Raw genomic sequence first — 24,713 nt, forward strand, 5'->3', positions numbered from 1 at the left:
CGTAAGCGGGAAACCAGCAATATAAAGTTGACTTGCCTACGCTGGATCCCTGCTTTTGCAGGGATGACACCATAAGGAGGTTTATGTCTTAGCTTGACAGCCATGCGCTTACGCGGGAATGACATGAATTCAACTACTCAGATTCTTGTAGATATTGATGTATTCGTTCAGCGGCAATTACGTTGCCAAGAGGTGTCCAATGCTGGTCATAAGTGAAGTATGTTTGTTTGCCTTCCTTGGTTGCTTCTTGCAAAGCTTTTGTCAAAGAAACAAACTCGATTTTGTTCTTTTTGCAGAATTCACCGATCAACTGTTCTTTGTACTCTAGGCATTGTAAAATTTTTGCAAAGAATACTTCACTTGGTAGTTTTTTACGCATTTTGCGTTTGTGGAGCATGCAAAAATCATGGAAATCCTTTACTGGAATTTCATCTTTTGCCACAGGTAAAAGAACATGTGGCTTTGCGGGGGCGAATACAAGAATAAAACGTGCTTTGTTCTGGGTACAAAACTCCTGCATTTTCAAAATGGCAGATTGTACATTTTGTGCTGCGCCTGATTTTTTAAGTCCGTCAAGAGAAACATAATGCTCCATGACTCTTTTTACAGGAAAAGAGTAAAAAACGTTACTTCTAATAGGGTATTCCAGAGGAAGCCAGGAAATAGCACTATGGTCACCAAAGCTGGTGTTTGTATTAATGCCTTCGCTGTGTTTAATGAGAAAGCTCTTTATATGGCTGCGTAAGGGCCCCTTAAATATCCACTTTATTCTTTGCCCCAAAGACATAGAATCTTTCACTTCGGTAAAAATTTGCGTACGGCGAAAATCATTGCCCTCATATATCGTACAGATGACTGTTTTAGGCCGTAAGTGAATTGCAAACTTTTGTAGTGTGATCAAATAGTTTAGAGGATCTGAACCACTCATGCCAAAATTACACAACGACTTATTGGTTTTTTTCTCCAAAAGCCGTCCCCAAACTTGGTCATCAGATACTCCCGAGCCTTCCGTAAAAGAGTCACCTACAAGAACAAAGTGGCTTTGTTCTAAAGCTTTAGGATTCCGAAATCCTTTTTCATCAATACTCACCGTTAATTGATATCCAGGATAGCCTTTCTCCACACGAGCATAGCCTCTTTTTTGCTCAGGAATATCTTCGTGAAACTCTTCATAGTGATAGTTAGGGGGGCGATGATATATTTCATTTTTTCCAACGTATCGTTGGGAAGACATGACTCTTAAAACAACATCCGTAGCGATCACACAAGGAATGAGTCCTAGAATAACCGCACACACGCGAAAACAGCGTTTTTTTAAAATTTCGCGCGTACGCGACCACACAATATACAAAACGATGAATGAAACAAGTAAAACAATCACATTTCCCGTCAGTCTTCCTACAGAATAGTAACCAAGTAGCACTTTTTTATTGATAGCAATCATACGCACTACATTACTGGGCACAAACCACATGAACAGGTTGATCACCAATAACATAGCAGAGGCAATAACGGCTGTTTTTCTATTCATCTTTTTTAACGAGTGTTTTCTCGCACTCCTTTTTCACAACTTTAGTATACTTAGTGAGTTACTAAGTATACTAAAATTTGACCAAGAAACTACTTATTCACTTCAACTTCTGCACCGACCATTTTCAAAAATTGTTCTGTATCAAACGGATTGACTTGATTGGTGTTGATTTCGATTTTGCCTACCTGAATGTTTTCGACAAATTTGCGACTAAGTAGCATCTTTCCACCAAAACTTTGGTACGCTTCATTGATGGCTTTCTGACCTTGAGCGCGGGCGATTTCCTTCATCTTTTCGGCATTCGCAATCGCCTCTCTTTTTGAGCGATTTGCAACAGATAAGCGCGTTTTTACCTTCAAACGTGCATCCGCAAGTATTTTAGCCACTTCTCTTTCATTTTCCGCTATTTTTGTTTGGATTTGTTGGCGCTTACTTTCATTGATTGCCAAAACATCGGCAGCGGTTTTCTTTTCAATCAATTCGGTTTTCTCTTTTTCTTCCTCACGTAGCTTTTCACTTTTAGCGAGTAACGTACGTTGGTCGAGAAGCTGCTTATTGATAAGTTGTGTTTCAAAACGCGGATCAAAAACGACCTTGCGAATCAAAAGATCGTTCGCTTCCACCATTCCTTTTTTATCGTCTGTCATTTTTGCGAGTTCTTTGTTTAGATATATAATGGTCTTTCTTGAAAACTCAATGCGCTTCGCCGAATCGTAAAAATCTTCGGTCTTCATTTTCCCCATAACACGCCAGATCGCATCGCGTGCAATTTGTCCAAAACGGTGAGTAAAAGCATATCCCGGTCCCATTTTGGTAAGAACTTCCCAAGCTTTACCTTCTCGAATCGAATAAAAAATTGTTAAGTCTACTTGAGTGGTATACTGATCGCTTGTTCTTAATTTGAGAGGCCCCTCGCCACGCTCTGTGGCAAATGTCAACTCTTGTAATGTAGGATCAAGAATGTCTAGTTTGTGGATTCCCGGTATGATGATTTGCATTCCTGGTTTTAAGTCTTGTTTTTCCACCCCGTCACCTAACATATTACTGCGTACGCCTACTTTATCAAGAGGCACAATGTCTACGCAAATCATAAAAAACAGTAATATGATGACGAAACCTGATATTACAATCACTGGTAAGTGTTTCATTATTTATTCTCCTTTGTTCTCATAGCTTTTTTGGCCTTGTGCTTTGTGAATAAGTAAATCTGTAGCTATGAGTGTATCATCTGTTGTACTCGCCAATTCTTTCACCAATAAAGACATAATTTTTTTGCAGAGAGTTTCATTATCGGCTCTTAGCTCCTGCTGCTTTTTCCAAGCGAAAACGATCAATATTTGTCGATAAACTATATGGACGCCCTTCGAGTATAACGCCGCGAAATTTTTCCGCGAGTGCTTCGCGTACGAGTGCCTGTCCACCTTTTTCATATGCCTCGGATAGTTTTTTAATCGCTTCTGCTTTTGCCAAACCTTCGACAAGGATAGCTTCCGCTTCGTTCTTACCTTCCACTAGCGCTTGTTCACCTTCTTTTTCCAAGGTGTAACCTTCTGCTTCGGCTTTCTCTAACATTTGTTTTGCGCGTTCATTAACAGCAATGATCTTTGCGGCAAGTTCCCCTTCGGCTTTGCGAATTTCTACTTTTTTAATTCTTGTCGCCTCAGCTACTTTCTTGTACTGTTCTTGTTGTGCAGTGATTTGCGCAGATTTTTGGTTGCGTACTTCCTGATCGGCCTCTTTACGCTTTTTAATCATCATTTCATAATCGGAATTAAATCGCGGATTTGTAGCGGTAATAAGCGTAACGGCGATACCATATTTAAGAAGACTTTCTTCCATTTTCTTTTTTGACTCGTCCAATTTTCCGTCGCGATTGCTTGGATCAGCAATTTCGGTAACAGAAAGAGTTCCGAGAGTGTCGCGAATGATACTACGAGCGTAGGCTCTTACTAGTCCTTGCTTATAACGATCTCCGCGTCCAATATCTTTAATAATTGTCTTCACTTCACTTGGAATAATTTGATATTGAACTTCCACATTCATGTCCACGTTAGATCCATCATTTGTTTTGATTTGAACACCATCATACCCCTTCATACGAATGGGTTGTTGTGTTTTATCAATTTTATAAACTTTTGTCATACCAAAAGGTAAGTGAACAATAGTACCGTTTGTTGTTTGTACTTGAGTATCTCCGGTGAGATTGTTCATAATAACAGCCACTTCTCCTGGTTTTACAATCGTAATACCTGTAAAAGCCACTGCCAATGCAAAACCGATAAGTAATACCAATACTATTCCAGTACCTGTAAGTAATGGCGATATATCTTTTAAATTAGGTTGATATTGAGGAGTTGGTCTCCTGTCAGTCATATTGAAGCCTTTCGTAAATAACAATGTGTTATAATTTTATATAAGGTGCTGTGAGTTTACAATATATACGTTCTTTTTACAAATTTGGTAATAAATTTTATCATTTTCTACCCTAAACTCTATTTAATTACAACATTTTTCCCCATACCTTCTATATTTTTTCTTGCTTTTCTCTGCAAAAAGAATATTTTATATGGATACGTTTTCGCTACCAAATTCACAGAGTGGAATAAGACCATGATTTCAAAAATTGTAACAACAAGACTTCCGACCGACTATGGACAATTTGATCTACATTTATATCAAGACAAATCTGCAAAAGAACATCTCGCTCTATCTATGGGAGAACAAGACTCCGCAAAGATTCCAATCGTTCGTATACATTCAGAATGTTTAACTGGTGATCTTTTTACTTCGCGAAGATGCGATTGTGGTCAACAACTTCACGCTTCTTTAAAAATGATCAGCGAAAGTGGATGTGGGGTTCTCATTTACCTACGCCAAGAAGGGCGCGGAATTGGTCTTATCAATAAATTACACGCTTATAACCTACAAGATGAGGGTTTGGATACAATTGAAGCCAACCTCAAATTAGGTTTTGAGTCCGACCAACGCGACTACAACATCGCCCTACAAATTCTATTGGATTTGCAAATAAAAGAACTAAAATTAATTACCAATAATCCCGAAAAATTAAAACAGTTTTCACAGTCCCCCATTAAGGTCGTGGAGAGAATAGCCTTAAATTTGAAATCATACAATGATAATATAGACTATTTGAAAACGAAAAGAGACCGCATGGGGCATTTGTTGGATTTATAGGATATGGATAAAGATGTTGAAAACAGTTGTTGGAGATGCCTATATTTACTACGCCGCAAAGTAATGACTACCAACCACGAGGTTCATTGTTGCCATTTGCACTTTGGTATACCAGGATGTGAAAATGTATTTATCAATGAAAAAGCCTGTGGAAATTCGCCTTACCATGTATCTGTGAAACTGGGAAAGACGACCACAAATTCATCGTGTGATGTTGTCGTAGACAATGACCTAAATTTATCCTGGTTAAATGACCAACTGCCTACTTCCTTGCACAATTACTTTGAATTATACCTTCCTTATTGTTTTGCATATATGTATGCAAAACAATACCGAAAGCCTTACACAACAAGCCACACCGCGCAATCACTAGATGGGTGCACTGCCACTAAATCAGGTCACTCTAAATGGATAGGTAATCAACAAAATCTCATTCATGCTCATCGCATGCGTGCATTATGCGATGCCGTGCTCATCGGCAAAAATACACTTATTAACGATCAACCCAAATTAAACGTACGTCACGTAGAAGGTTCTTGTCCAAAGAGAGTTATTATTGGAGGCGGGGAGGAGCTGGATTTTTCAAGTTTAGTGGATGCTGATCCAGGAATAATTATCCATGCGACAAAGTCACCCTATCCGCACGCCTCACTCAACACCATAAAACTCGACAACCAAGAGAACGAAAACTCATTAGAAAATTTGCTGTGTGTACTGTGTAAAAAATTTAACATTTACTCTGTTTATATCGAAGGTGGTGCCAAAATCATTTCGTCTTTTTTACAACAAAAGCTTCTCAATGTTATGCAAATGCATATTTCTCCCATGTTGATTGGCGACGGTATGCGCATATGTAGTTTGCCTGCGATAGAAGAAATCAAAGAAGCGCAAAAATTTATCCGTGGAAAATTTTTTCCTATAGATGACGAAATAATGTTTGTTGGGATTCCACAATGACAAAGGCAACATCTTTATGGTTTGAAAAAAAGAGTAGAGCCTGTTTACAACAAACTACTCTACAAGATTTGCCCCCACATTTTTGTCGTGTCAAGACAATCTGCTCTAGCATTAGTCCTGGAACAGAAAAACTAGTTTTTTCCGGGAAAATCCCACCAAGTCTGTATGAAAAAATGCGTTGCCCCTATATGGACGGCAGTTTTGATTTCCCGATAAAATACGGATATTCCCTTGTCGGCCGCGTACTAGAGGGACCACAAGAACTTTTGGGAACAGTGGTACATGCTCTCCACCCACACCAAGACATATGTGACATTGCCGCACACGACCTCCACATTATTTCCCCACAAATACCGGCAGAGCGAGCTTCTTTAGCAAGCAATATGGAAACAGCGGTCACTGCAATTTGGGATGGCAATGTACAAATCGGAGATCGCATTCTCGTGGTGGGCTTTGGCATTATAGGTTCCCTCGTTGCCAGAATTGCCTCCCTCATTCCGGGCGTATGCGTCGAAGTACACGATATATGTCCACAGAAAAAGTCTTTAGCAAATAAAATGGGTTTTTCCGTGGCAACAACATGTGGAAAATACGATGCGGCTTTTCACTGTAGCGCATCGGCATCTGGATTGCAGATGGCCATTGATTGTGTAGATTTTGAAGGGAGTGTTATCGAATTAAGTTGGTATGGCGCACGCGAAATTTCAATAAATCTTGGCGGTTCCTTTCATGCCATGCGCAAAAAAATAATTTGCTCTCAAGTGTCTAATATCCCAGGAAATAAACAAAATCGTTGGGATTACAAGCGTCGCAAAGATAGTGTATTTACCTTACTACAAAATCCCATCTTTGATTCTCACATAACCACAAGAGTCCCCTTTACAAACTTAGTTGACAAATTTAGCATGCTAGAAAACTATAAAGGTCTAGCCTGTGTTGTAAATTATTAAAGGAATAAACAATGTTTACTGTAGGTGTCAGAGAACACATTTTAATTGCCCATTCACTACGAGGTGAAATTTTCGGGCCTGCGCAGAACATGCACGGATGTACCTATGTCGTGGACGTCGAATTTATCGCAGAAGAGTTAGATGAAAACTCCATCGTCATTGATATGGGAATTGCTGGAAAAATCGTCAAAGACGTTCTTCAAGCCATCAACTACAAAAACCTCGATGAAGTAGAAGAATTTAAGGGAAAAAACACCACAACGGAATTTTTAGCGCAATATGTATTTGAACAAGTAAAAAAACAATTGCACAATACACAAGTAACCGCCTTAAAAATAACCTTAAATGAATCTCACACTGCTTGGGCATCTTTTAGCGGCAAGTTGTAATGAATATAGACTTCATTGTTCCAGGATCTATTGCACAACTAACAGGTGGCTATATCTATGATAGTAACATCATTGACGGACTGCAAACATTGGGTTTCAACGTCAAGATAGTCGAATTACCTGGCCTATTTCCGTTCGTAGATGAAGAAGCGAAAAACGCTGCGCTGCGTTGCTCCCTAGACTGCCCAACGATTATTGATGGCCTAGCTCTGCCCGCGTTCATCTCACATCCCCGCCAAAAATATTTAGCCCTCATTCATCATCCACTATGCAAAGAAAATGGATTGGATGAATCACAACAAAAATTGCTGTTTGACATTGAACAAAAAATGTTACAAAACGCGCACCACATCATTGTAACAAGCCATTTTACCCGGGAAGAATTAAAGAAGCTGTACGCAACAGCGCACCACGACATTTCTGTGGTATGCCCCGGGAATACTCCAAAAAGCATTTTACCATACATCGATACTCCTCAAAAAATAGAATTGCTATGCGTAGCAAATGTCTGTCAAAGAAAAGGACATGATATTTTGTTAAAAGCTCTGCAAAATTTAGGTGATTTTTCGTGGCACCTGACTTGTGTCGGAAATCTGCAAAGAGATCCATCAACCGTTCGCCATGTCCAAGATTTAATTGCGAAATTTCAATTAGAATCTCGTGTTACCTTGACGGGGGAATTAAGTGAACAAGAGTTGCAAAAAAAATACGCCAAAGCACATGTTTTTGTGCTAGCGTCTTACTACGAAGGTTATGGCATGGCGTTAACCGAGGCCATCAATTATGGATTACCTGTCGTCTCAACGACAGGTGGAGCAATTCCTCATGTCCTAGGCGAAAGTGCACTTCTGGTAACTCCAGGTAACCCACAAGAATTGGCCGCAGCTCTTTCAAAAGTTATCTCATCACCGCAAGCGCGCTCTGATTTACGTGATAAAGCGCTACAAAAACGCCAAGAGTTACCTTCATGGATGGATTCGAGCACGGAATTTAAACAAATTATACAAAAGGAATACAATGTCGTTTTCTAAAGAATGGCTATCGCTTCGTCGAGATTTTGACAATCGCGCACGAAATAAATGCATAGAAAAATGTGTAGCACAATACTTTACGCACCCTATTCACATTATGGATATCGGAACGGGAACCGGAAATAATGTAGTGTATTACCAAGAAAAATTTGAAGATAGTTCGTGGACGCTAGTCGATAGCGATGCGGACTTATTGGACGTGTGTCGCAAAAATTTGCGACAAAATATACGTGAAATGCAACATGGTTCGATCCTGGATTTAGACAACTTCCAAGGAGTGGATCTCATTACCGCCAACGCTATTTTCGATTTATTTTCCCCCGAGCAATTCGTCAGTTTTGCACAAAAAATTCATGCGTATGGCGTATCACTACTTGCGACATTAAACTATAAATCGATGTACTTCACACCACAGGCGCCACAAGACAAAGTGTACATAGAAATGTACAACCAACACATGACACGCAAACAAAATTTTGGGTGTGCGATGGGAGAACGATGCACACAAAAAATAACCGATGTATTACTTGATAAACTGTGTTATAATGTACACATGGGCAAAAGTGACTGGATTATTGATAGTTCAAGCCCAAAAATGGTAAAGCACATCCTACAATTTATGTTTAACGCACTTAGCGAAATGACCTCTGATACAACCACACTGCAAAATTGGGTGGAAGATAAACAAAAGATGTTTCAGCAAAAATCAGTGCAATTATGTATATCTCACTCAGATATTTTTGCCCATCCATAGGAGTAAAAATGCGTCATATTCTCGTTCTAACCACCGTCCTATTTTGTTCATGCACTAGTTTTTTTACTCCCAATTTCTACCCGAGCAATAATAATATGTATTCGTTGGCAGAGTCCATTCTTGCCGAGAGTAATAAAATCAGAAAACAAAACAACCTTCCATTGTTGGCAATGGACAAAAAGTTACAAAAAATCGCCGTAAATTACAGCAAAGACATGGCGAAAAAAAACTTTTTTTCGCATACAGATCCACAAAATCGCAAACTGAGTCGTCGTTTATCTTTATCCGGAGTAAAATTTCTTCTCGCTGCAGAAAACCTCGCTCTCATTAGCAAGGGTAACTTTGTCGCAACAGAAGTTGTCCAGGCGTGGTTGGAAAGCAAAGACCATCGCTTAAATTTACTCGATAAAAAATTTACCCAAACGGGTATCGGCGTGGTGGTAAATGGCAAAGGTCATTACTATATTACGCATATTTTTCTACAACCCACATCGCGATAACTATTCACGTCTTCCAAACCATTTTGTAATGAGTTTGTTGTATAACTCACTTTCCATAATTTTCAACAGGCGAATATTGACTCTTTTGCGCAATGGACTTTTGATGGGAAAAGCAATGGCGTATGCCGAGGGAAAAAAGATTCCCTCCACCAACTTTAACTTTGGTTGGGTATTGTTTTTCATATAGTAGCGAAGTATCGGGATGTCGTGTACAACAGCTTTTGCTCTTTGCTCTTCTAATGCCTTGAGTGCCGCAGAAAGTGATCCTACAGACACAAGATTCGGATGTATCTTTTGCATGTATTTTTCTCCGGTAGTTCCCGAAACAACAGCAACAGGAAAACCCATCGTGTCGTGCATATTTTTGATATTATTTCCCATGCGATCGAGAGTTAAGGCCGACGAAAACGAAGCGATCAACAGTCCAAACAAACATATCCCACTAAAAATAACAAATATCGCTAAAAGTCTTCCCATACGAGTTTGTGGTGAAAAATCTCCATAACCAACTGTCGACATTGTTACAATTGTCCACCATGCCCCCTGTGCTACGCCAGAATGCCATATTCTAGAAAAAGTTTTTTGTTTGCGCTCAAAAAACCAAATGAGATTGGCAATGACAATCACATAAATCGCAAGAGCGACAAAGAGCAGCAGCGTTTCCTGAGAAAAAATCAATTTCCATTTCGCCGATTCCTCTTCGCGAACTAAAATTCCCAAACCACTATAGTAAAAAGGTTGAGAAAATTCCATGCGTGCTTCGCGCTCGAATGTCACAGTGGTTGCCGCGATTCCTAAATCAACTCTTTTCTCTTCAATGGATTGCAAGTGCGGTGAAATGCCCTCGTCAATATGATAGACAATTTTAGCATCTTTATTTATATCGGTTATTATCTTTTCAATGAGATCTATAGAAAAGCCACTTGGTTTTTCCTGTGACAAGATAACAAAAGGTGGTGCGGATTTTATCCCGACAGTAATGGACTCTTGTGCGCTTGTTGTACATAACAGTACCAAAAAAATAATCAGTCTAGTCATTTTTTTCTTGGTCCCTTTGAAAATTGTTTTTGTTCTCTATGTTACCGTAAAAGGTCATCAACTTATCAAGAGCTTGTTTTTGAGAAAACATTTTCTCCAGTTGAGGAAACTCTTCTTTATCCACATAAGGTTTCTCATCGATAACGCTTAAAATAAATCGCGAAAATACATCATTTTCCATCGCTCGTTTTTGAAAGCTCCAAGCGAGTTTTTTTACGTTGATCCTTTTAACATACCGTAAAATATTTTGTAAGTTTTCTTCGTCTTCCTTGTGCAATAGCTGACCATCTATGTGTGGCGCAAAAGTTTGTAGTTCTATACCTAAACTAGGTAAATCAATAGCAAAAGCTCCTTGCATTTTATCCTCAAAATACACATGTATTTTTTCACACATTTGTAACAAAGATATGTACGTTTTTTTGCGCACAGAAAGCTCTGCTGTTTGTTTTTTTTGCTTGGCAATATGGTCTGTCATTACTTTTTTTTGTGCTTCTTGAGAACGTATATTGTTCTCGCTATCGGCAATTTTTTTCTTTTGTTGTTTTATTTTTTTAGAGAACACCGTCATCAATTTTTTTAAAAAATTCTGTTTTTGACGTTCTTTTTCTAACTCTTTTAGCTTGTACTCATATAAAGCTTTTGCGGCATATTCTTTCTTGATTGCAGTGCTAATATCTTCTAATTTCTGTATCTGTTCTTCCAGTATTTGCGTTTGCACTTGCTGCTCTTTGGTTAGGTTGGTAAGGTGTTTCTCTATGCGCTCCATGACGACTTGTAATTTTTGTATCTGCAACTTTGTGCGCGGTGGTGTTTGCAAAGTTAAATTTCCTTTGTAAAGACGCTGCTGAAAACTACTTTGAGATAAAATAAATATTTTATCGCGCTGTAAATATACCGCCACCGTTAAAAAAACCACCGTAAACATGCATACCAACAACAAATAACTTCGATTTTTTTCTACTACCGAAGTGCCGTATCGCTGGCGAAATAGCAAAAAAGTATTTTGTTTTTCTTCATCGCTGTAAAGACACTCGCAAACCGAACGAATCTCTTGTTGATCCAAACGATGCAACGTATTTTCCCCCACATCATCCCCCACAAAGATTTCCCAGCTCATATTATCAGGGTCTTTTAGCAATGTATCCAATTCATGGACAACCTTGCCTTCAATGCGAAAGTTTTCATCGTTTAAATGGACCTGGGCGGGAATCACTAACCGCACGCGATTATCTTGTTTGGCCATAAACACTACGTATGGGGTTTTTCGCGCAAGAACGGAAAAGATATGTTCATATTGTTGACAATGTTTTTGTAGTTGACAGAGTAACTCTTTAATATTTGTTGGCATATCATCGCCACTGTAGTCTAAAAATTGTTCCACACCATAATCTGGTGTATCGGCAATGATAGAGTTACCGGTATTCGCATAAACAAACTGTACTTCGTTCATCTCATTTCCCTCGCGTACAATCTTTCCCACAAAGGGCATAAAAAACCTCAAACCCTCGTTGCTCTAGTATTTCTTGCAATTGTGGCTGTTGTTTTTCCACAAGAACAATCACACATCCTCCGCCACCAGCACCTGTCAGCTTTGCCCCCAGTGCGCCATGACGACGCGCTTCATCGCAAACAAAATCGATTTCACTGCACGACACACCAATTTTTTGTAAACAACACTGGTTTTCGTCAAATAAATGACCGATCGTAGAAAAATCTTCACGCTCAAAAGCGTCCAGAGCAATTGCGGCAAAACTTCCCATTTTTTGCATAGTCTTATCACACTCTACTTGGTTTTTGTTGCGAAACTCTCGTACTTTGTCTACAAGATCTTTTGTTCTACGTTCACGCTTTGTGTTGACAATCATCAATTGTAAAGGCTTTGATAAAACAGGTAGTTGGGAAATGGTCAATTTCTTTAGGGGAATCTCACCTATGCTTTGCCGTGGTGCGGGGAATTCCTGTGCGTTACGTAGGTAACACATACCGCCAAAAGTTGCAATAGTATTGTCAATGCCAGAAGGGGTACCGTGAAAAATAGTTTCAGCAGCAAACGCCACATCGTTTACCTGGTTGTTATCCCACACAAGATTATGATGTTTAAGTAGACCGCGAATGATAGATACAGATGTTGCCGCAGAGCTTCCCAAACCAGCGCCTAAAGGTATTTCCGGAAAAAGATCTATGCGACATGCCTGTTTTTTTTGTGGAAAATATGACAGGATTTTGTTAAATACTTTGCCAAGCACATGTTCGCTATCGTTGTCATTCATGACTAAGGATAAGCAAGGAACATTCAATTGATATTTGTTGTGAGGTTCAATTTTGCACAACACACCGACATCTAAGCTAGTTGCCAAAGCTGGATATCCATAAACTACCGAATGTTCGCCAAATAAAATAATTTTCCCATAACCACGCATTTTATCCCCAAGGTTTATAAACAATGCAAAAAATCAATAAAAATCACCCCATCATACTAGCGTCTAATTCCCCTCAGCGCAAGAGATTATTGGAGGATTTCGCGATTTCTTTTACGGTGATTCCTGCAAATATTGTCGAAAATATTCATCCACAATGGAGCCCAGAAGAAGCCGTTGTAAAACTAGCACAACAAAAAGCACGTGATGTCGTAGAACGCAACTTAAATCTGTTACAACAAAGAAAATTTTACGCCGTATTATCTGCCGACACGGTAGTTGTGTTACAAGACAAAATTCTTGGAAAGCCCAGAGATAATGAAGAGGCGCAACAAATGATTCGTGGTTTGTCACACCAAAAACACCGTGTGATTACTGGCGTATGTTTGTACTCTTTAGAAAACGATTATGTCAGTGACCACTGTACCACAATCATCGAATTAGAACCGATGACCTCACAACAAATCGACACGTATATTGAGAACAACAACGTAACCGAGCGCGCTGGAGGAATTGATATCGAAAACATAGGGTCTATTCGCCATATGGAAGGAAATTTCAATAACGTCATCGGACTTCCCGTAGAGTATATATTGGAGAAGTGGTTTTTTTGAGTGGAGGTGAAAATCCGTTGGTATTTTTGAAACATGGTAAAGAGCGTTCATTGGTATTTGGGGGAACGGGCGGACACTAGGCCCGCCCTTACGACGCACTGTAAAAAAGTTAATCTTTTTTTACGTTATACCGCATTACTTTGGTATCAGTGGAACATCAAGCCTGTACGGCCCCTCTCCAGGAGTAATTGTGATGTTTTTCTCCACGGTTTGGTAATCGCGAAACTTGACAACAAGACGATACTCCCTGCCAGGGACAAACGCTTTATCAAAACGCACCCTTTCGCCATCGATAAAAATTCCTTGAAGTGGTACAAGAATATCATCCTTCACAATCTCAAAAGAAATTTGGCGTGGTTGAACATTCATCATTCCGCGAATAGTATGCACCTCTTCGCCAGGTGAGATCTCTATTTGTTTTTCATTTCCTTGCATGCGGTATCCTGGTTGCGTTATTTTATAACTGTAGCGTCCTGGTTTAATACTTCCCCCATCAATAATTCGCTGTTGGATATTGCGTCCAAGAAAAACGACACTAGGATTTTTTAAACCGGCAGTTGGTTCAACATCATAATCGACAATTGTGCGAATTTTCACCGGTTTAGCTTGTAACATCTCTGTGATATTGTATGTAGATCGAAGCGGATAAATTCTAACGGACTTACTTATCGATGAGTAACCGCGTCGGTTAATTTTTAGCTGATACTCCCCTGGTTTTACAGATGTGCCATCACCTACGAAAATCTTTTTTCCGCTGCGTTCATTCACAAGAATCAATGATGTTTCTCCCGATGGAGGTGAAATATCATAAGTAATATTCGGCTCAATACGACGCGGTAATGTCAACATGGTGCCTTTGAAGGTGTAAATTTTCTTACCTACAGGTACAAAAATAGTTTCGCGCAGTGTTTCATGTCCGGGATGCTTCACCATAATTTGATGGCTCCCACTAGAAATTTTACTTCCTTCTTGAACTTCTACGCCGTCAAGTAAAACAGTTTCTGGTGCTGTGATTTCTTCTTGAATAGGATATTCCGTAAAAATAATCCATTCAATACGCGTATCGGTTTTTGATTTTGGTTTACGCTGTGTTGTTGTACGTGTTTTTTTATCACCCTTTTTTGGCACGTCCGTATAACTAGGGTCCAATTTTTCGGAAGATGTCTTAGTTGCACCTCGTACCCGTCCTAACCTTACTTTACCACCACCTGGTAAAACACTTCCCCCTATACCGTCTTCTCCAGGTTCTCGATCAATGATATTGCGATCGATATTACCTCCATTGCTGCCAACCTCATTGGTAATGTCGACCGTTTTGCCATCGCCTTCATTATGGATATAAATCTCTTCTTCGTCAAATTCTTCAAGGGGTTCTTCTTGATCTCGACTATAGATATAGTTCACTCTGTCTTCGCGTAAGTGTTTCTCACTTGCTAGGCGTTTGATTCGTATACAATCACAACCGATCAGTGTGACAATCAACATGCCTATACACAACCATGAAAGTTTTTTATTCATCAGTTAAGCTCCTTGTCATATAGAGAATGGCTTGCAAAACTACACTCAAAGCCGTTAAGTAAGTAACGACTGACTCATCTATATTCGTAACAGGTTCTGTTGTTATAAAACCAGGCTTGGGCTGTGTAACTAACATGACGTTCTTACCGCACTAGACAATTCTACGATGAAAATATTCAAAAATTTTTATTTCGCAATGCCCCTATCTTTCCTAAAACGTTATAGTTACAGCCTCACTTATATCTTACAAAAAACGCGTAACAACCAAGTAATTGTTGTGTAATACTTAGGTAATAATTGAATCATTTTTTCATGACGAAATGCTCAAGACGACACATTGAATATGCTTCATCTCTTTGAGAAAACAACGCAGTTCAAATTAAATAATAGACTGTTGCGTATTAAATTGTTGAAAATAAAAAAATAATTTGGAATGATAGATAGGTCAGCATATTGGTAAAAGCAAAACAATAATTGTTCACCTAAGGAACCACCAAATGATTGCAAACTTCTTTGTTAGAATGATACTCTCTCCCATTATCATTCCCCAAGGTATCATTGTTCAGAAAAATATCGAAAAGCTACCTGAACCTATGTGTCAACGTCATGGCAACCAAGGACAAGGCCCAACATTGCGCTTGCTAGTTCTGGGAGACTCTGCTGCTGCAGGTGTCGGAGTTTCAACATTACAACAATCTTTATCGGGTAATTTAGTGTCTACTTTATCGCAGCATTTTGATGTTCATTGGCAAGTCATTGCAAAATCAGGAGCAACAAGCAAATCTACTCTTAAACATATCGAAAAAATAGATCCTCAACACTTTGATGTGGCTGTTGTTTCTTTGGGGGTGAATGACGTAACCTCAGGAATGAGACTAAAGGTATTTTTAAACACACAGCAAAAAATATTCAATGTTCTAAGAGATAAATTTGGTGTCTCACAAATTGTGGTATCAGGCTTCCCTCCCGTGGGTAAATTTCCAGCACTCCCACACCCTTTGCGTTGGTACCTAGGATACCTATCATCAGAATTTGATCAAAATTTACAAACTTTAATAAAAACCAACGATATTGATTATATCAAACAGAACTTGATCGAGGACCCAAAAATGATGGCAACAGACGGCTTTCATCCTGGTCCAGAGATATATAAAATTTGGGGAAAAACGGCTTCGGAAAAAATTCTTGTGAAAAGAAAAGAACAGGTTTAAATGAAAACGCCTTGTTGCTCGCAGTTAAAAGGAAGGAAGTCTCCCCGGCTTTACCAGGGAGACTTTTGATCGCATGTCTAATGATAAATACTATTTTCTGTGCATACCAAAACCAGCGTCCCAAGAACGATAATATTTATCAATTTCTTTGGGTTTTACCCATATATTTAAATCCATTAGATATATTTGATTTTTGTTTGTTCCTTGATTATTGATCTTAAACCAACCACGATCTTCCCAAGGCATTTTTCCTTTGCGATACTCAAAAATTCCAATGGGAACCATCAATCGCGATTTTACATAATAAATTTCTTTATACCCGTAACGTAGATGCCCTCTGCGTCCTTCACTCCGCGTCCCTGGATTTACAATTTGAATATCATATTGCCACTTCGACTTTGGAGTACAAGAAGCACAGAACAATACGGTTAAAAATAGTACAAATCCAAATCTCAACATTTTTCCTCCTAAGTTTATACTGTCAACACCAAATTTCTAGTAAAGCAAATACTGTACCAAAAATAACTTAACGATTTTCGAGCATTATAGGCCCCCACTCCGACATGTCTCACAATTTAGACATGCTCTTAACTTAGAATAAGATTGACAAAATACGTCGACTAACCTAAAATACATCAACGATTTAGATTGAGATGTACAGTGCAAATTTCCGTATAAAACTCCCGGAAATACAACCGACACAGGATACATCTAAGAACACCAAAATGTTAATTATTGGGGGAGTTATGTTATCTACAAAAAAATTTATTGTTGTTGCTCTTATCTTTAGTCTGAGTTTGTTTGCAGACGGCACAACAGGTAAACCAGTTCCTGGTTTTGCCGACATTCACATTCATCAAATGACAGAATATGCTTTTGGTGGTGGATGGTTATATGGTTCTCATACTGGGCCTCAAGAAGAAGCTCTTTGCGCTTGTAGTGGTATGAATGACCATGGTTATCTTATTGGTGAAGGTTTTTTAGGTATCCACCTGGAACGTACAGGCGGCTATCCAAAATTCAGTGGTTGGCCACGTTGGGATTCCATTAGTCATCAACAAGTACACGCGGACTGGTTAAAACAAGCACATGAAGACGGGCTAAACATCATTGTGATGTCCGCGGTTAACTTTGAACCACTTGCACACGTGATCCCGGAAAAACATCGTGTGAAAGAATGGGGATGCGCAGACATACCTGCCATCAAACGCCAAATCGAAGCTGCTTGGCGCTTTGACAAAGAACATGATTGGTACGAAATTGCTCTATCTCCTGCTGAAGCACGCCGTATTATCCACGAAGGAAAACTGGCCGTTGTTTTGGCGATTGAAACTTCAGACCCTTTCGGAGATAACGATCTTATCAAACAACTTGATGAGTATTACGAAATGGGTGTTCGTTCCATCCAACCTGTTCACCAACTCAACAACCGTTTTTCAGGCGCGGCTCCTCACCACCCTATTTTCTATGTTTTTCAAGCCATTCGCAACATGAACAATGGTGACGACAAAAATGAATTCACCAAAGTGGTTAAGGAAAATCTTCCTGCTATTTACGGCGCACGCAACTGGAATGAATTACCTCCAAATGTTCGTCAAATAGCACAAAAACATATGCGTGGCGAAAACGATTTTGGTTTTAAACAAGATGAAAATGGCATGAATGTCGTCGGTTTGTCTGACGAAGGCGCAACTTTAATCAAAGAAATGATCAAGCGCAATATGCTAATAGACATAGCACATATGTCGCAACGCGGTGTTACAACAACTTACAATATATCGCAACAAAATAAATTTTACCCTCTTTTTGTTTCTCATGGTCACATCCGTGAAATTATGGCCGGAGCAAAAGGTGAAGAAGAAAAATCTACATCCATCGAATATGCACATGTGATCGCTTCTACTGGCGGAATGTTTGGACTACGTACAGGAAAAGACGAAACACTAGGGTATAGAAAATCTCCAGTAAAAAACTGTTGTCATGGATCTTCGGTATCTTTTGCACAAATGTATCAATTTGCTTCGCGCGAATTGAACTTGCAGGTTGCTTTCGCGAGTGATTTAAACGGATTTATTACCCAAATCTTGCCGCGTTTTGATGGCAAAGATGCCTGTTCTGCTAGTGGTTTTAATTTCGAAAAGAAACATCAGCAACAGCTGCAAGGAGATCGTTTTGCCAATGGTGTTGGTAGTGATTTTGACACAAAAGGTTTTGCACACATCGGTCTTATTGGCGATGTTATTCGCGATTTGAACAATCTTGGTGTCAAAACCAACGATTTAGAGAATTCGGCGGAAAAATTCATTCGTATGTGGGAAAGATGTTACGATGAAAATCGTAGACCAGTTGCCTACAAAGTCGACCTAGAAAAAGCAAAAGACACAATCGAACCATATCAAACAAAAGAGCAACGCAAGGCAAACATGAAAAAGTAAATAAACAGAGGGAGAGCGAATAGCTCTCCCTTGTTCCTATTGAAATAAACTTTATTCCTGGATTTCCTCCTAATGAAATATATATTGATAGTTGTGCTCATCCTCTCCCTTTTGCATGCACAGAACGAGCACACGCAAAACAACCTTAACCCCAACCTTAACGAAGCTGATATCGAAATTCTCCTTCCAGAAAAAGATCCACAAGATGAGTCAATTGATTTCAACATAGACCAAGATGCGGAAAATTTTATTGAAGAATCCGACACGCTTCTCGACGCATCCGAAAGTTTAGATGACGAACCATTTGCTGTACCACTTCCTATATTCTCCTCGAACCCCAACCTGGGTAACACATATGGTTTTTTACTTGCAGTTATCACCGAAAAACAAGGCCGCATCGATAGCATCATAGCACCTCTACTCGTATACAACGAATTCACCGGTGTTTTTCTCGATGTGAATTATTTTGCTTTCCCCACAGAAAATATAAACTATGTATTGTTATTCTCTCATTCTTCCGAAAATTTTTGGACATACCTATTTGAATACGAACATAGACAATTCTATTGCCCGGATTTACAACTCAATGGCCAAGCTATTTTTGAACGCAGTCCGACAGAACGTTTCCATGGAATTGGCGCCGACTCCGAAGAAGATGATGAAACCAGCTTTACTTTAATCAAATTCGAAGCATTTGCTGATTTGCGTAAAGAGCTATGGAAAAATGTTTTTGGCACTGTTGGTCTTGCATTTCGTGCGCTAAAACCTGGAGATGGTGTCGTTGACGATATTCCAAGCTTAGAAGATTTATTCGCCGATGAAGAAGGAGTAGATGGTAGTTACACCACAACACTGCGACTAGCATTGGCATTTGACAGTCGCGACAATCAAATTACCCCGACAATGGGCTACTATGGACGTGTATTTTTTGAAATGGGCAACGAACCGATACTAAGTTCTTTTTCTTTTCGCCGTTACGGCATGGAAGGTCGCGCGTATCTTGCTTTTGACGAAGATCGCAAATATTTAACGGCAATACGTGGCTTGGTAGAGCTTGTCCATGGTGAAGACATACCATTTTATGAACAAAGTTCTCTGGGGGGAGCGGAAACATTACGTGGATATGGAAACGGTCGTTTCTACGATAATCATCGTATCTTACTCAATATAGAAGAACGTATTCGCATGTACCGCTGGCTAATAAGTGGTATTAGTCTCGACGTTGAAACAGCTATATTTACCGACATTGGTCAGGTCGCGAACTCGATTAGCGAAATTCTTTCTCCACGAGACATTAAAGTGGTCTTTGGAGTAGGGGTACGCTTTGTTGTACGCTCACAAATTGTTGCGGCGGTCGATATTGGATATGGTGATGAAGGAAGTGCTGTATTTGCCGGTTTAGATTACCCTTTTTAATATCTGAAAAATATTTTAGTTAGGAGTGGATTTTTTATTATGAAAGCATTGGTGACTGGAGCATCGGGTTTCGTTGGGTACAGTGTTGCAAAAGCTCTTATTGCAGAAGGAATACCGGTTAAGTTGTTGCTGCGATCTGAACCACAACAGCACGTACAGAACCTTGGAGTAGAAATTTGCCGTGGAGATTTATGTGATGAAGAGTCTCTTAAAACCGCTCTCCGCGACTGTCGTTATGTTTTCCACGTTGCTGCGCATTACACACTATGGGAAAAAGATCCAAGTATCTTTTACAAAGTGAATGTAGAGGGAAGTAAGAAACTGATAGAGTTAGCTCACCAAGCAGGGGTAGAAAAAATCGTTTACACTAGCTCTGTTGCCACATTGAAATTAGCAAAAGACCGCAGTGCTGTAAATGAAGAGAGTATTGCAGATATCACTGATATGGTAGGTGAATATAAAAAGTCAAAATTTCTTGCCGAAATAGAGGTGAAAAAACTTGCGGACAAGGGAATTCCCGTAACAATTGTCAGCCCTAGTACCCCCATAGGAGCATACGATGTAAAACCCACTCCTACTGGGAAAATTATCGTTGATTTTTTACAACGAAAAATGCCAGCCTACTTAGATACAGGTCTAAATTTCGTCGATGTGGCGGATGTGGCCCGTGGTCATATTTTGGCACTTCATAAAGGTGAAATCGGAGAGGTTTACATTCTGGGAGGAAAAAACCTAACACTGATTGAGATGTTACAAATCCTAGAAACAATTACCTCACTCAAAGCTCCAAAGGTAAAAATGCCTTACGTTGTCGCTTACACCGCCGCCTTACTAAGTCAAACCGCTTTTTCTTTCATCGGAAAAACACCACCAATACCTCTCGATGGAGTAAAGATGGCAAGAAAGTACATGTTTTTTGATAGTAATAAAGCGCAACAAAAACTAGGCTATACCATCACTCCCATCGAAAAGGCACTTGAAGAGGCGGTGGAATGGTTTTATGATAATAATTACGCCAAAAGACCTACTTCTTCTTAAACGTCTTTTGTATAGATATTCCCTTGTTATGACAATATAAGTAATGTGCACCGCTGTCAGAAAGTTTAAAAGGACCAACGCTTACGTCATCAAGAAGGTTATGTAGCTTGTAGTCTTCGCTTTCTCTAGCAACATAAACACTCATTCTCTGCTCTCTAATGTCAACCGTGCATATCATAATTACCTTACCATCTTTTGAAATAAAAGGGTAGGTATAAGGAACTTGCGGCTTGCCAATTTCCCATACTTTTTTCGTTTTCAAATCTTTGACATAACTTCTACGTGTTTTTTTATCGCGAAGAATGGTATAAAACAAACGATGATGTGCACCAGCAAATGAACCAATAAGAAGTCCTTTGTCGATTAGTTCGGTCTTTCCTTTATTGTAATAATGAAGATATGTTTGTTTTTCTGCTGCATTGGGAATCGAAAGATAAGCAACATCTCCAGAGTAAAGGTTTAAAACTTTTGGGTGTCCATTCAATTTGCGATATAGCTTTTTCAAATCAATTTTCTTCTCAAAATCTACAGTTTTTTCTTTGCGATTGATCAGTAGTTCGACGATAAAATCTCCCTGCGAATACTGCTCTTCGTCATAAAAATAACCGTCGAGAAATATACGACTTCTATGTCCCACAGTAAAAACGTTGGTTTTAAAACCAGGCGTTCCCTTTTTATATTCGTAAACCGTCTGAAATTTCAATGATTTTGTGCTCACGCGTAAAATTTTCGTGCCATAGTTACCAACAATAACAGCGGTTCTTCCCTTATCGGTTAAGGCAATTCCACCAAAAAAGAAAACAGGTAATTTCACGGATTGAACCGTAATCTTTCCGTCCTTTTCTAACGACAATTTATGAAGAGCATAGACATTCCCCTGCGCTTTGTCTTCTTTACTTAGGGTGCTATACGCAAGTACAAATTGATGTTTTTCCGATAAGATCGCATTGAACAACGTTTGGTAATTAATACCTTGGCTTTCTAAATCTTTCCGAGAAATAAACCACTTATCGGCAAAAAGAGTTTGTACACAAAAGAGAACTACAAATATGAAGCAAATTTTTTTAGATAACATATTATTACATCCTAAAGGCAAAAAAAAAACCGTAGCAATATCTACGGTTTTTTTTGATGATGAAAAAATTATTTAATCTTTTTTACCATATGAGTTGCTGGATGCCAATCCCACAACATTTTGCTTTCGCCATTTTGGGTAAAAGAAGAGGTGAACAGGCGGTGTTTTACATTGATAGATGTAATGTTTAACTCTTGTAGAGATTTTACTTCGCCATTGTCAACTTTCGCGTTGCTGTTTTTATCTTGCCATACGCTTAATGTTTCTAACTCAGCACCGTTCAAAACGTTGTCGTTGTTCTCATCAAGTAGAGAAAGTTTTTCAAATCCGTGCTTGAAACCACCGGCATCCCCAAAAAGGTGATTACCATTGATTTGTCCGCCATCGTATTGTACAAGAAGGCCATCATTTGGGCCTACCCATTCAATTACTTCAGGAAAACCATCGCCGTTGATGTCGAATGCACGACGTGTGTCTTTTTCAATAGAACTATGAGGTAACCACTTACCACCAGAAGCTTCTAAACGTTTGTCGCCATCCATATCAAGAACGATAGGAGTTGCCACACCAAATGCATTTAGCTCAAATACACCATTAGGAGTAGTGATGGTAGCTAGAAGCATTTCATTTGTGTAATCGCCATTGTCACTAGAATATTGACCATTCTGGTAATACTGAGAACTACTAGGAACTGCTGCAGTATTTCTACCAGCGTATACAGTTACTGTTTGTGCAGATTCTTCACCATCATAAACGTCTTCAGGATCAGTATTTGTAGTTTCTTGCCCCAGTGCATTGAAGAATGCACTTTCACCTTGCATGATGATAGAGTTGAATACTTCTGTACTCGCATTAAAGTCAGAAATAAAGTTACCAAGAGCGTTTGTAAATGCTAGCGCGTCACCTTCCACAATCCCTACTTCACTGTGGTGGGTGTTATTAAAATTAAAACGTCCGCCACCAAGTTCTCGACCTTTAATTTCATCGGCATTTCCATGATGAAAGTGCTCTTCTAAACCAGCGAGATAGTTAAGTACATGACCGATACCAAGATCGTCAACACCATCTTCTAAGTAGCGAAAACCATTGCGTGGATCGCGAAAAATGCGTACTAAATCATCGTGAAACTCAATACCAAAAACCGGAGGAAGCTCACTGTTTTCGACAGGGCTATCCATAAAGTTTTCAGGACTATTTGCGGCGACAGAGTCGCCATCATCGGCCCACAAACTGCTTAAAGCTAATGTAGGGATGAGTAGAAAAATAATAAAATATTTCATGCCTTGCCCCTTTCCCAATATTTTCATATATAAAAATTTTAACTATATTTATTTTAGTTTCTACAGAGAATAATAGCAAGACCAAAAAAAAAACCGCAGCGATTCGCTGCGGCTCTTTACTCATTTATTTATGATTACTTAATCTTCTTTACCGTATGAGTTGCTGGATGCCAATCCCACAACATTTTGCTTTCGCCATTTTGGGTAAAAGAAGCTGTAAACATACGATGTTTTACACCAATAGATGTGATGTTTAACTCTTCTAGAGTTTGAACTTCGCCACTATCTACTTTCGCGTTGCTGTTCTTATCTTGCCATACGCTTAGTGTTTCTAGCTCTGCGCCAGTAAGAACGCCATCGTTGTTTTTATCAAGTAGAGAAAGTTTTTCGAATCCATGCTTAAAACCACCGGCATCACCAAAAAGATGATTACCATTGATTTCTCCACCATCGTATTGTACGAGAAGACCATCATTTGGACCTACCCATTCAATCACTTCAGGAAAACCGTCACCATTGATATCAAACGCTCTACGAGTATCTTTTTCAATAGATTTATGAGGCAACCATTGGCCAGCCGATGCTTGAAGACGCTTATCGCCATCCATATCGAGAACGATAGGTGTGGATACACCAAAAGCATTTACTTCAAATACACCTTCAGGTGTGGTAATGGTCATTAGTAGTTCTTCATTTGTGCTGTAACCTTGAGCGGCAGCAGTGTTTCGACCTGCAAAAACAGCGATTGTATCTGTATTTTCGCCTTCATAATCATCGTACACAGCTCCAGGATCAGTATTTGTTGTTTCCTGTCCCAAGGCATTGAAGAAAGTACTCTCGCCCTGCATGATTACAGAGTTAAATACTTCTGAACTACTATTGAATTGGGAAATAAAATTACTAATCGCGTTAGTAAAAGCCGCAGCGTCACCTTCAACGATACCGAAATCGCGAAATCCAGATCCTCTGATAGCTGTACCATTTCCATGGTGCTGGTGTTCATCTAAATCAGCCAAGTATTCAAGAACATGACCAATACCTAACTCGTCATGAGAATTCTCTAGGTAGTTGTTATTTACCCACCATTCTTCCGATGTACGGAACATACGCATTAAGTCGTCGTGGAATTCAATACCGAAAACGGGAGGAAGCTCACTGCTTTTTACAGGACTGTCCATAAAGTTTTCAGGACGATCTTGGACGACAGAGTCGCCATCATCGGCCCACAAGCTACTTAAAGCTAATGTAGGGATGAGTAGAAAGATAATAAAATATTTCATGCTATACCCCTTTCACTTTTATTTTTATATATAAAAATTTGACTATAATAGTTTAATTTTTATTACAGAGAATAGCAAGAGCAT

23 protein-coding genes are annotated in these 24,713 nt (G+C 39.3%); 12 read left to right on the forward strand and 11 right to left on the reverse strand.

Features of this window, described 5'->3' with window-relative positions:
• Positions 1 to 133 precede the first annotated feature (133 nt).
• The 3 genes from UABAM_RS11790 to UABAM_RS11800 all read right to left on the reverse strand — a co-directional run bounded on the left by UABAM_RS11790 (position 134) and on the right by UABAM_RS11800 (position 3,904).
• Positions 134 to 1,531, reverse strand: a complete 1,398-nt coding sequence (locus tag UABAM_RS11790; protein WP_151968206.1) for an alginate O-acetyltransferase AlgX-related protein — start codon at positions 1,529 to 1,531, stop codon at positions 134 to 136.
• An 89-nt stretch (positions 1,532 to 1,620) separates the two neighbouring features.
• Complete coding sequence (locus tag UABAM_RS11795) at positions 1,621 to 2,679, reverse strand: SPFH domain-containing protein (protein WP_151968207.1); 1,059 nt, start codon at positions 2,677 to 2,679, stop codon at positions 1,621 to 1,623.
• A gap of 139 nt (positions 2,680 to 2,818) precedes the next feature.
• Complete coding sequence (locus UABAM_RS11800) at positions 2,819 to 3,904, reverse strand: SPFH domain-containing protein (RefSeq protein ID WP_151968208.1); 1,086 nt, start codon at positions 3,902 to 3,904, stop codon at positions 2,819 to 2,821.
• Positions 3,905 to 4,141: 237 nt separating this feature from the next.
• On the opposite strand from UABAM_RS11800, the gene ribA reads away from it, so the two are divergent.
• Genes ribA through UABAM_RS11835 form a run of 7 tightly spaced genes read left to right on the forward strand, consistent with a single transcriptional unit; the run spans position 4,142 to position 9,307 of the window.
• The gene (gene ribA / locus UABAM_RS11805) at positions 4,142 to 4,726 is read left to right on the forward strand and encodes a GTP cyclohydrolase II (RefSeq protein ID WP_151968209.1); all 585 of its coding nucleotides are present in this window, start codon (positions 4,142 to 4,144) and stop codon (positions 4,724 to 4,726) included.
• 3 nt (positions 4,727 to 4,729) lie between these two features.
• Positions 4,730 to 5,683, forward strand: coding sequence for a RibD family protein (locus UABAM_RS11810; RefSeq protein ID WP_151968210.1), 954 nt, complete (start codon positions 4,730 to 4,732; stop codon positions 5,681 to 5,683).
• Positions 5,680 to 6,633 (forward strand): zinc-dependent alcohol dehydrogenase, encoded by a 954-nt coding sequence (locus tag UABAM_RS11815; RefSeq protein WP_151968211.1) that lies wholly within the window; start codon positions 5,680 to 5,682, stop codon positions 6,631 to 6,633. The genes UABAM_RS11810 and UABAM_RS11815 overlap by 4 nt, the downstream gene beginning before the upstream one ends.
• A gap of 11 nt (positions 6,634 to 6,644) precedes the next feature.
• Entirely contained in the window at positions 6,645 to 7,022 is a 378-nt protein-coding gene (locus UABAM_RS11820; protein ID WP_151968212.1) for a 6-pyruvoyl trahydropterin synthase family protein, read from the forward strand.
• Positions 7,022 to 8,053, forward strand: a complete 1,032-nt coding sequence (locus tag UABAM_RS11825) for a glycosyltransferase family 4 protein (protein WP_151968213.1) — start codon at positions 7,022 to 7,024, stop codon at positions 8,051 to 8,053. Before UABAM_RS11820 ends, UABAM_RS11825 begins: the two co-directional genes overlap by 1 nt.
• Positions 8,040 to 8,807: a class I SAM-dependent methyltransferase gene (locus UABAM_RS11830; protein ID WP_151968214.1), complete on the forward strand. Its 768-nt coding sequence runs from the start codon at positions 8,040 to 8,042 to the stop codon at positions 8,805 to 8,807. Before UABAM_RS11825 ends, UABAM_RS11830 begins: the two co-directional genes overlap by 14 nt.
• An 8-nt stretch (positions 8,808 to 8,815) precedes the next feature.
• On the forward strand, positions 8,816 to 9,307 hold the full coding sequence (locus UABAM_RS11835) for a CAP domain-containing protein (protein WP_173013263.1): 492 nt from the start codon (positions 8,816 to 8,818) through the stop codon (positions 9,305 to 9,307).
• Here the strand turns inward: UABAM_RS11835 and UABAM_RS11840 are convergent, their stop codons facing one another.
• From UABAM_RS11840 to mvk, 3 genes are read right to left on the reverse strand one after another with little or no spacing between them, the layout of a single operon-like run.
• Positions 9,308 to 10,345, reverse strand: coding sequence for a transporter substrate-binding domain-containing protein (locus tag UABAM_RS11840; protein ID WP_151968216.1), 1,038 nt, complete (start codon positions 10,343 to 10,345; stop codon positions 9,308 to 9,310).
• Complete coding sequence (locus UABAM_RS11845) at positions 10,338 to 11,795, reverse strand: hypothetical protein (protein ID WP_151968217.1); 1,458 nt, start codon at positions 11,793 to 11,795, stop codon at positions 10,338 to 10,340. The genes UABAM_RS11840 and UABAM_RS11845 overlap by 8 nt, the downstream gene beginning before the upstream one ends.
• Before the next feature lies 1 nt (position 11,796).
• Positions 11,797 to 12,765, reverse strand: a complete 969-nt coding sequence (gene mvk, locus UABAM_RS11850; RefSeq protein ID WP_151968218.1) for a mevalonate kinase — start codon at positions 12,763 to 12,765, stop codon at positions 11,797 to 11,799.
• Between the two features lie 23 nt (positions 12,766 to 12,788).
• Between mvk and UABAM_RS11855 the strand changes: the two genes are divergently transcribed.
• Entirely contained in the window at positions 12,789 to 13,376 is a 588-nt protein-coding gene (locus UABAM_RS11855) for a Maf family protein (protein ID WP_151968219.1), read from the forward strand.
• Positions 13,377 to 13,511: 135 nt separating this feature from the next.
• Here UABAM_RS11855 and UABAM_RS11860 read toward each other — a convergent pair whose 3' ends face one another.
• Complete coding sequence (locus tag UABAM_RS11860; RefSeq protein ID WP_151968220.1) at positions 13,512 to 14,894, reverse strand: hypothetical protein; 1,383 nt, start codon at positions 14,892 to 14,894, stop codon at positions 13,512 to 13,514.
• 497 nt (positions 14,895 to 15,391) lie between these two features.
• Between UABAM_RS11860 and UABAM_RS11865 the strand changes: the two genes are divergently transcribed.
• Positions 15,392 to 16,105, forward strand: coding sequence for an SGNH/GDSL hydrolase family protein (locus tag UABAM_RS11865; RefSeq protein WP_151968221.1), 714 nt, complete (start codon positions 15,392 to 15,394; stop codon positions 16,103 to 16,105).
• 90 nt (positions 16,106 to 16,195) lie between these two features.
• Here the strand turns inward: UABAM_RS11865 and UABAM_RS11870 are convergent, their stop codons facing one another.
• Positions 16,196 to 16,564 (reverse strand): hypothetical protein, encoded by a 369-nt coding sequence (locus UABAM_RS11870; protein WP_151968222.1) that lies wholly within the window; start codon positions 16,562 to 16,564, stop codon positions 16,196 to 16,198.
• A 287-nt stretch (positions 16,565 to 16,851) separates the two neighbouring features.
• Between UABAM_RS11870 and UABAM_RS11875 the strand changes: the two genes are divergently transcribed.
• The 3 genes from UABAM_RS11875 to hpnA all read left to right on the forward strand — a co-directional run bounded on the left by UABAM_RS11875 (position 16,852) and on the right by hpnA (position 20,994).
• Positions 16,852 to 18,540: a membrane dipeptidase gene (locus tag UABAM_RS11875; RefSeq protein WP_173013264.1), complete on the forward strand. Its 1,689-nt coding sequence runs from the start codon at positions 16,852 to 16,854 to the stop codon at positions 18,538 to 18,540.
• 72 nt (positions 18,541 to 18,612) lie between these two features.
• Positions 18,613 to 19,956: a BamA/TamA family outer membrane protein gene (locus UABAM_RS11880; RefSeq protein ID WP_151968224.1), complete on the forward strand. Its 1,344-nt coding sequence runs from the start codon at positions 18,613 to 18,615 to the stop codon at positions 19,954 to 19,956.
• A 39-nt stretch (positions 19,957 to 19,995) separates the two neighbouring features.
• The gene (gene hpnA / locus UABAM_RS11885; RefSeq protein ID WP_151968225.1) at positions 19,996 to 20,994 is read left to right on the forward strand and encodes a hopanoid-associated sugar epimerase; all 999 of its coding nucleotides are present in this window, start codon (positions 19,996 to 19,998) and stop codon (positions 20,992 to 20,994) included.
• Here hpnA and UABAM_RS11890 read toward each other — a convergent pair.
• From UABAM_RS11890 to UABAM_RS11900, 3 genes are all read right to left on the reverse strand, one after another.
• Positions 20,981 to 22,069 carry a hypothetical protein gene (locus UABAM_RS11890; protein WP_151968226.1) on the reverse strand — a complete coding sequence of 363 codons (1,089 nt, stop codon included), beginning with the start codon at positions 22,067 to 22,069 and terminating at the stop codon, positions 20,981 to 20,983. The two genes, hpnA and UABAM_RS11890, sit on opposite strands and share 14 nt — an antisense overlap.
• Positions 22,070 to 22,137: 68 nt before the next feature.
• Positions 22,138 to 23,349 (reverse strand): hypothetical protein, encoded by a 1,212-nt coding sequence (locus UABAM_RS11895; protein ID WP_151968227.1) that lies wholly within the window; start codon positions 23,347 to 23,349, stop codon positions 22,138 to 22,140.
• 134 nt (positions 23,350 to 23,483) lie between these two features.
• On the reverse strand, positions 23,484 to 24,629 hold the full coding sequence (locus tag UABAM_RS11900) for a hypothetical protein (RefSeq protein WP_151968228.1): 1,146 nt from the start codon (positions 24,627 to 24,629) through the stop codon (positions 23,484 to 23,486).
• Positions 24,630 to 24,713 lie beyond the last annotated feature (84 nt).

Source organism: Candidatus Uabimicrobium amorphum (assembly GCF_009002475.1).
In the GTDB taxonomy this organism is placed as follows: domain Bacteria; phylum Planctomycetota; class Uabimicrobiia; order Uabimicrobiales; family Uabimicrobiaceae; genus Uabimicrobium; species Uabimicrobium amorphum.

Coding starts and splice junctions, on each gene's coding strand:
- UABAM_RS11790 (WP_151968206.1), bottom strand. CDS start 1,531: ATGAATAGAAAAACAGCCGTTATTGCCTCTGCTATGTTATTGGTGATC.
- UABAM_RS11795 (WP_151968207.1), bottom strand. CDS start 2,679: ATGAAACACTTACCAGTGATTGTAATATCAGGTTTCGTCATCATATTA.
- UABAM_RS11800 (WP_151968208.1), bottom strand. CDS start 3,904: ATGACTGACAGGAGACCAACTCCTCAATATCAACCTAATTTAAAAGAT.
- ribA (WP_151968209.1), top strand. CDS start 4,142: ATGATTTCAAAAATTGTAACAACAAGACTTCCGACCGACTATGGACAA.
- UABAM_RS11810 (WP_151968210.1), top strand. CDS start 4,730: ATGGATAAAGATGTTGAAAACAGTTGTTGGAGATGCCTATATTTACTA.
- UABAM_RS11815 (WP_151968211.1), top strand. CDS start 5,680: ATGACAAAGGCAACATCTTTATGGTTTGAAAAAAAGAGTAGAGCCTGT.
- UABAM_RS11820 (WP_151968212.1), top strand. CDS start 6,645: ATGTTTACTGTAGGTGTCAGAGAACACATTTTAATTGCCCATTCACTA.
- UABAM_RS11825 (WP_151968213.1), top strand. CDS start 7,022: ATGAATATAGACTTCATTGTTCCAGGATCTATTGCACAACTAACAGGT.
- UABAM_RS11830 (WP_151968214.1), top strand. CDS start 8,040: ATGTCGTTTTCTAAAGAATGGCTATCGCTTCGTCGAGATTTTGACAAT.
- UABAM_RS11835 (WP_173013263.1), top strand. CDS start 8,816: ATGCGTCATATTCTCGTTCTAACCACCGTCCTATTTTGTTCATGCACT.
- UABAM_RS11840 (WP_151968216.1), bottom strand. CDS start 10,345: ATGACTAGACTGATTATTTTTTTGGTACTGTTATGTACAACAAGCGCA.
- UABAM_RS11845 (WP_151968217.1), bottom strand. CDS start 11,795: ATGAACGAAGTACAGTTTGTTTATGCGAATACCGGTAACTCTATCATT.
- mvk (WP_151968218.1), bottom strand. CDS start 12,765: ATGCGTGGTTATGGGAAAATTATTTTATTTGGCGAACATTCGGTAGTT.
- UABAM_RS11855 (WP_151968219.1), top strand. CDS start 12,789: ATGCAAAAAATCAATAAAAATCACCCCATCATACTAGCGTCTAATTCC.
- UABAM_RS11860 (WP_151968220.1), bottom strand. CDS start 14,894: ATGAATAAAAAACTTTCATGGTTGTGTATAGGCATGTTGATTGTCACA.
- UABAM_RS11865 (WP_151968221.1), top strand. CDS start 15,392: ATGATTGCAAACTTCTTTGTTAGAATGATACTCTCTCCCATTATCATT.
- UABAM_RS11870 (WP_151968222.1), bottom strand. CDS start 16,564: ATGTTGAGATTTGGATTTGTACTATTTTTAACCGTATTGTTCTGTGCT.
- UABAM_RS11875 (WP_173013264.1), top strand. CDS start 16,852: ATGTTATCTACAAAAAAATTTATTGTTGTTGCTCTTATCTTTAGTCTG.
- UABAM_RS11880 (WP_151968224.1), top strand. CDS start 18,613: ATGAAATATATATTGATAGTTGTGCTCATCCTCTCCCTTTTGCATGCA.
- hpnA (WP_151968225.1), top strand. CDS start 19,996: ATGAAAGCATTGGTGACTGGAGCATCGGGTTTCGTTGGGTACAGTGTT.
- UABAM_RS11890 (WP_151968226.1), bottom strand. CDS start 22,069: ATGTTATCTAAAAAAATTTGCTTCATATTTGTAGTTCTCTTTTGTGTA.
- UABAM_RS11895 (WP_151968227.1), bottom strand. CDS start 23,349: ATGAAATATTTTATTATTTTTCTACTCATCCCTACATTAGCTTTAAGC.
- UABAM_RS11900 (WP_151968228.1), bottom strand. CDS start 24,629: ATGAAATATTTTATTATCTTTCTACTCATCCCTACATTAGCTTTAAGT.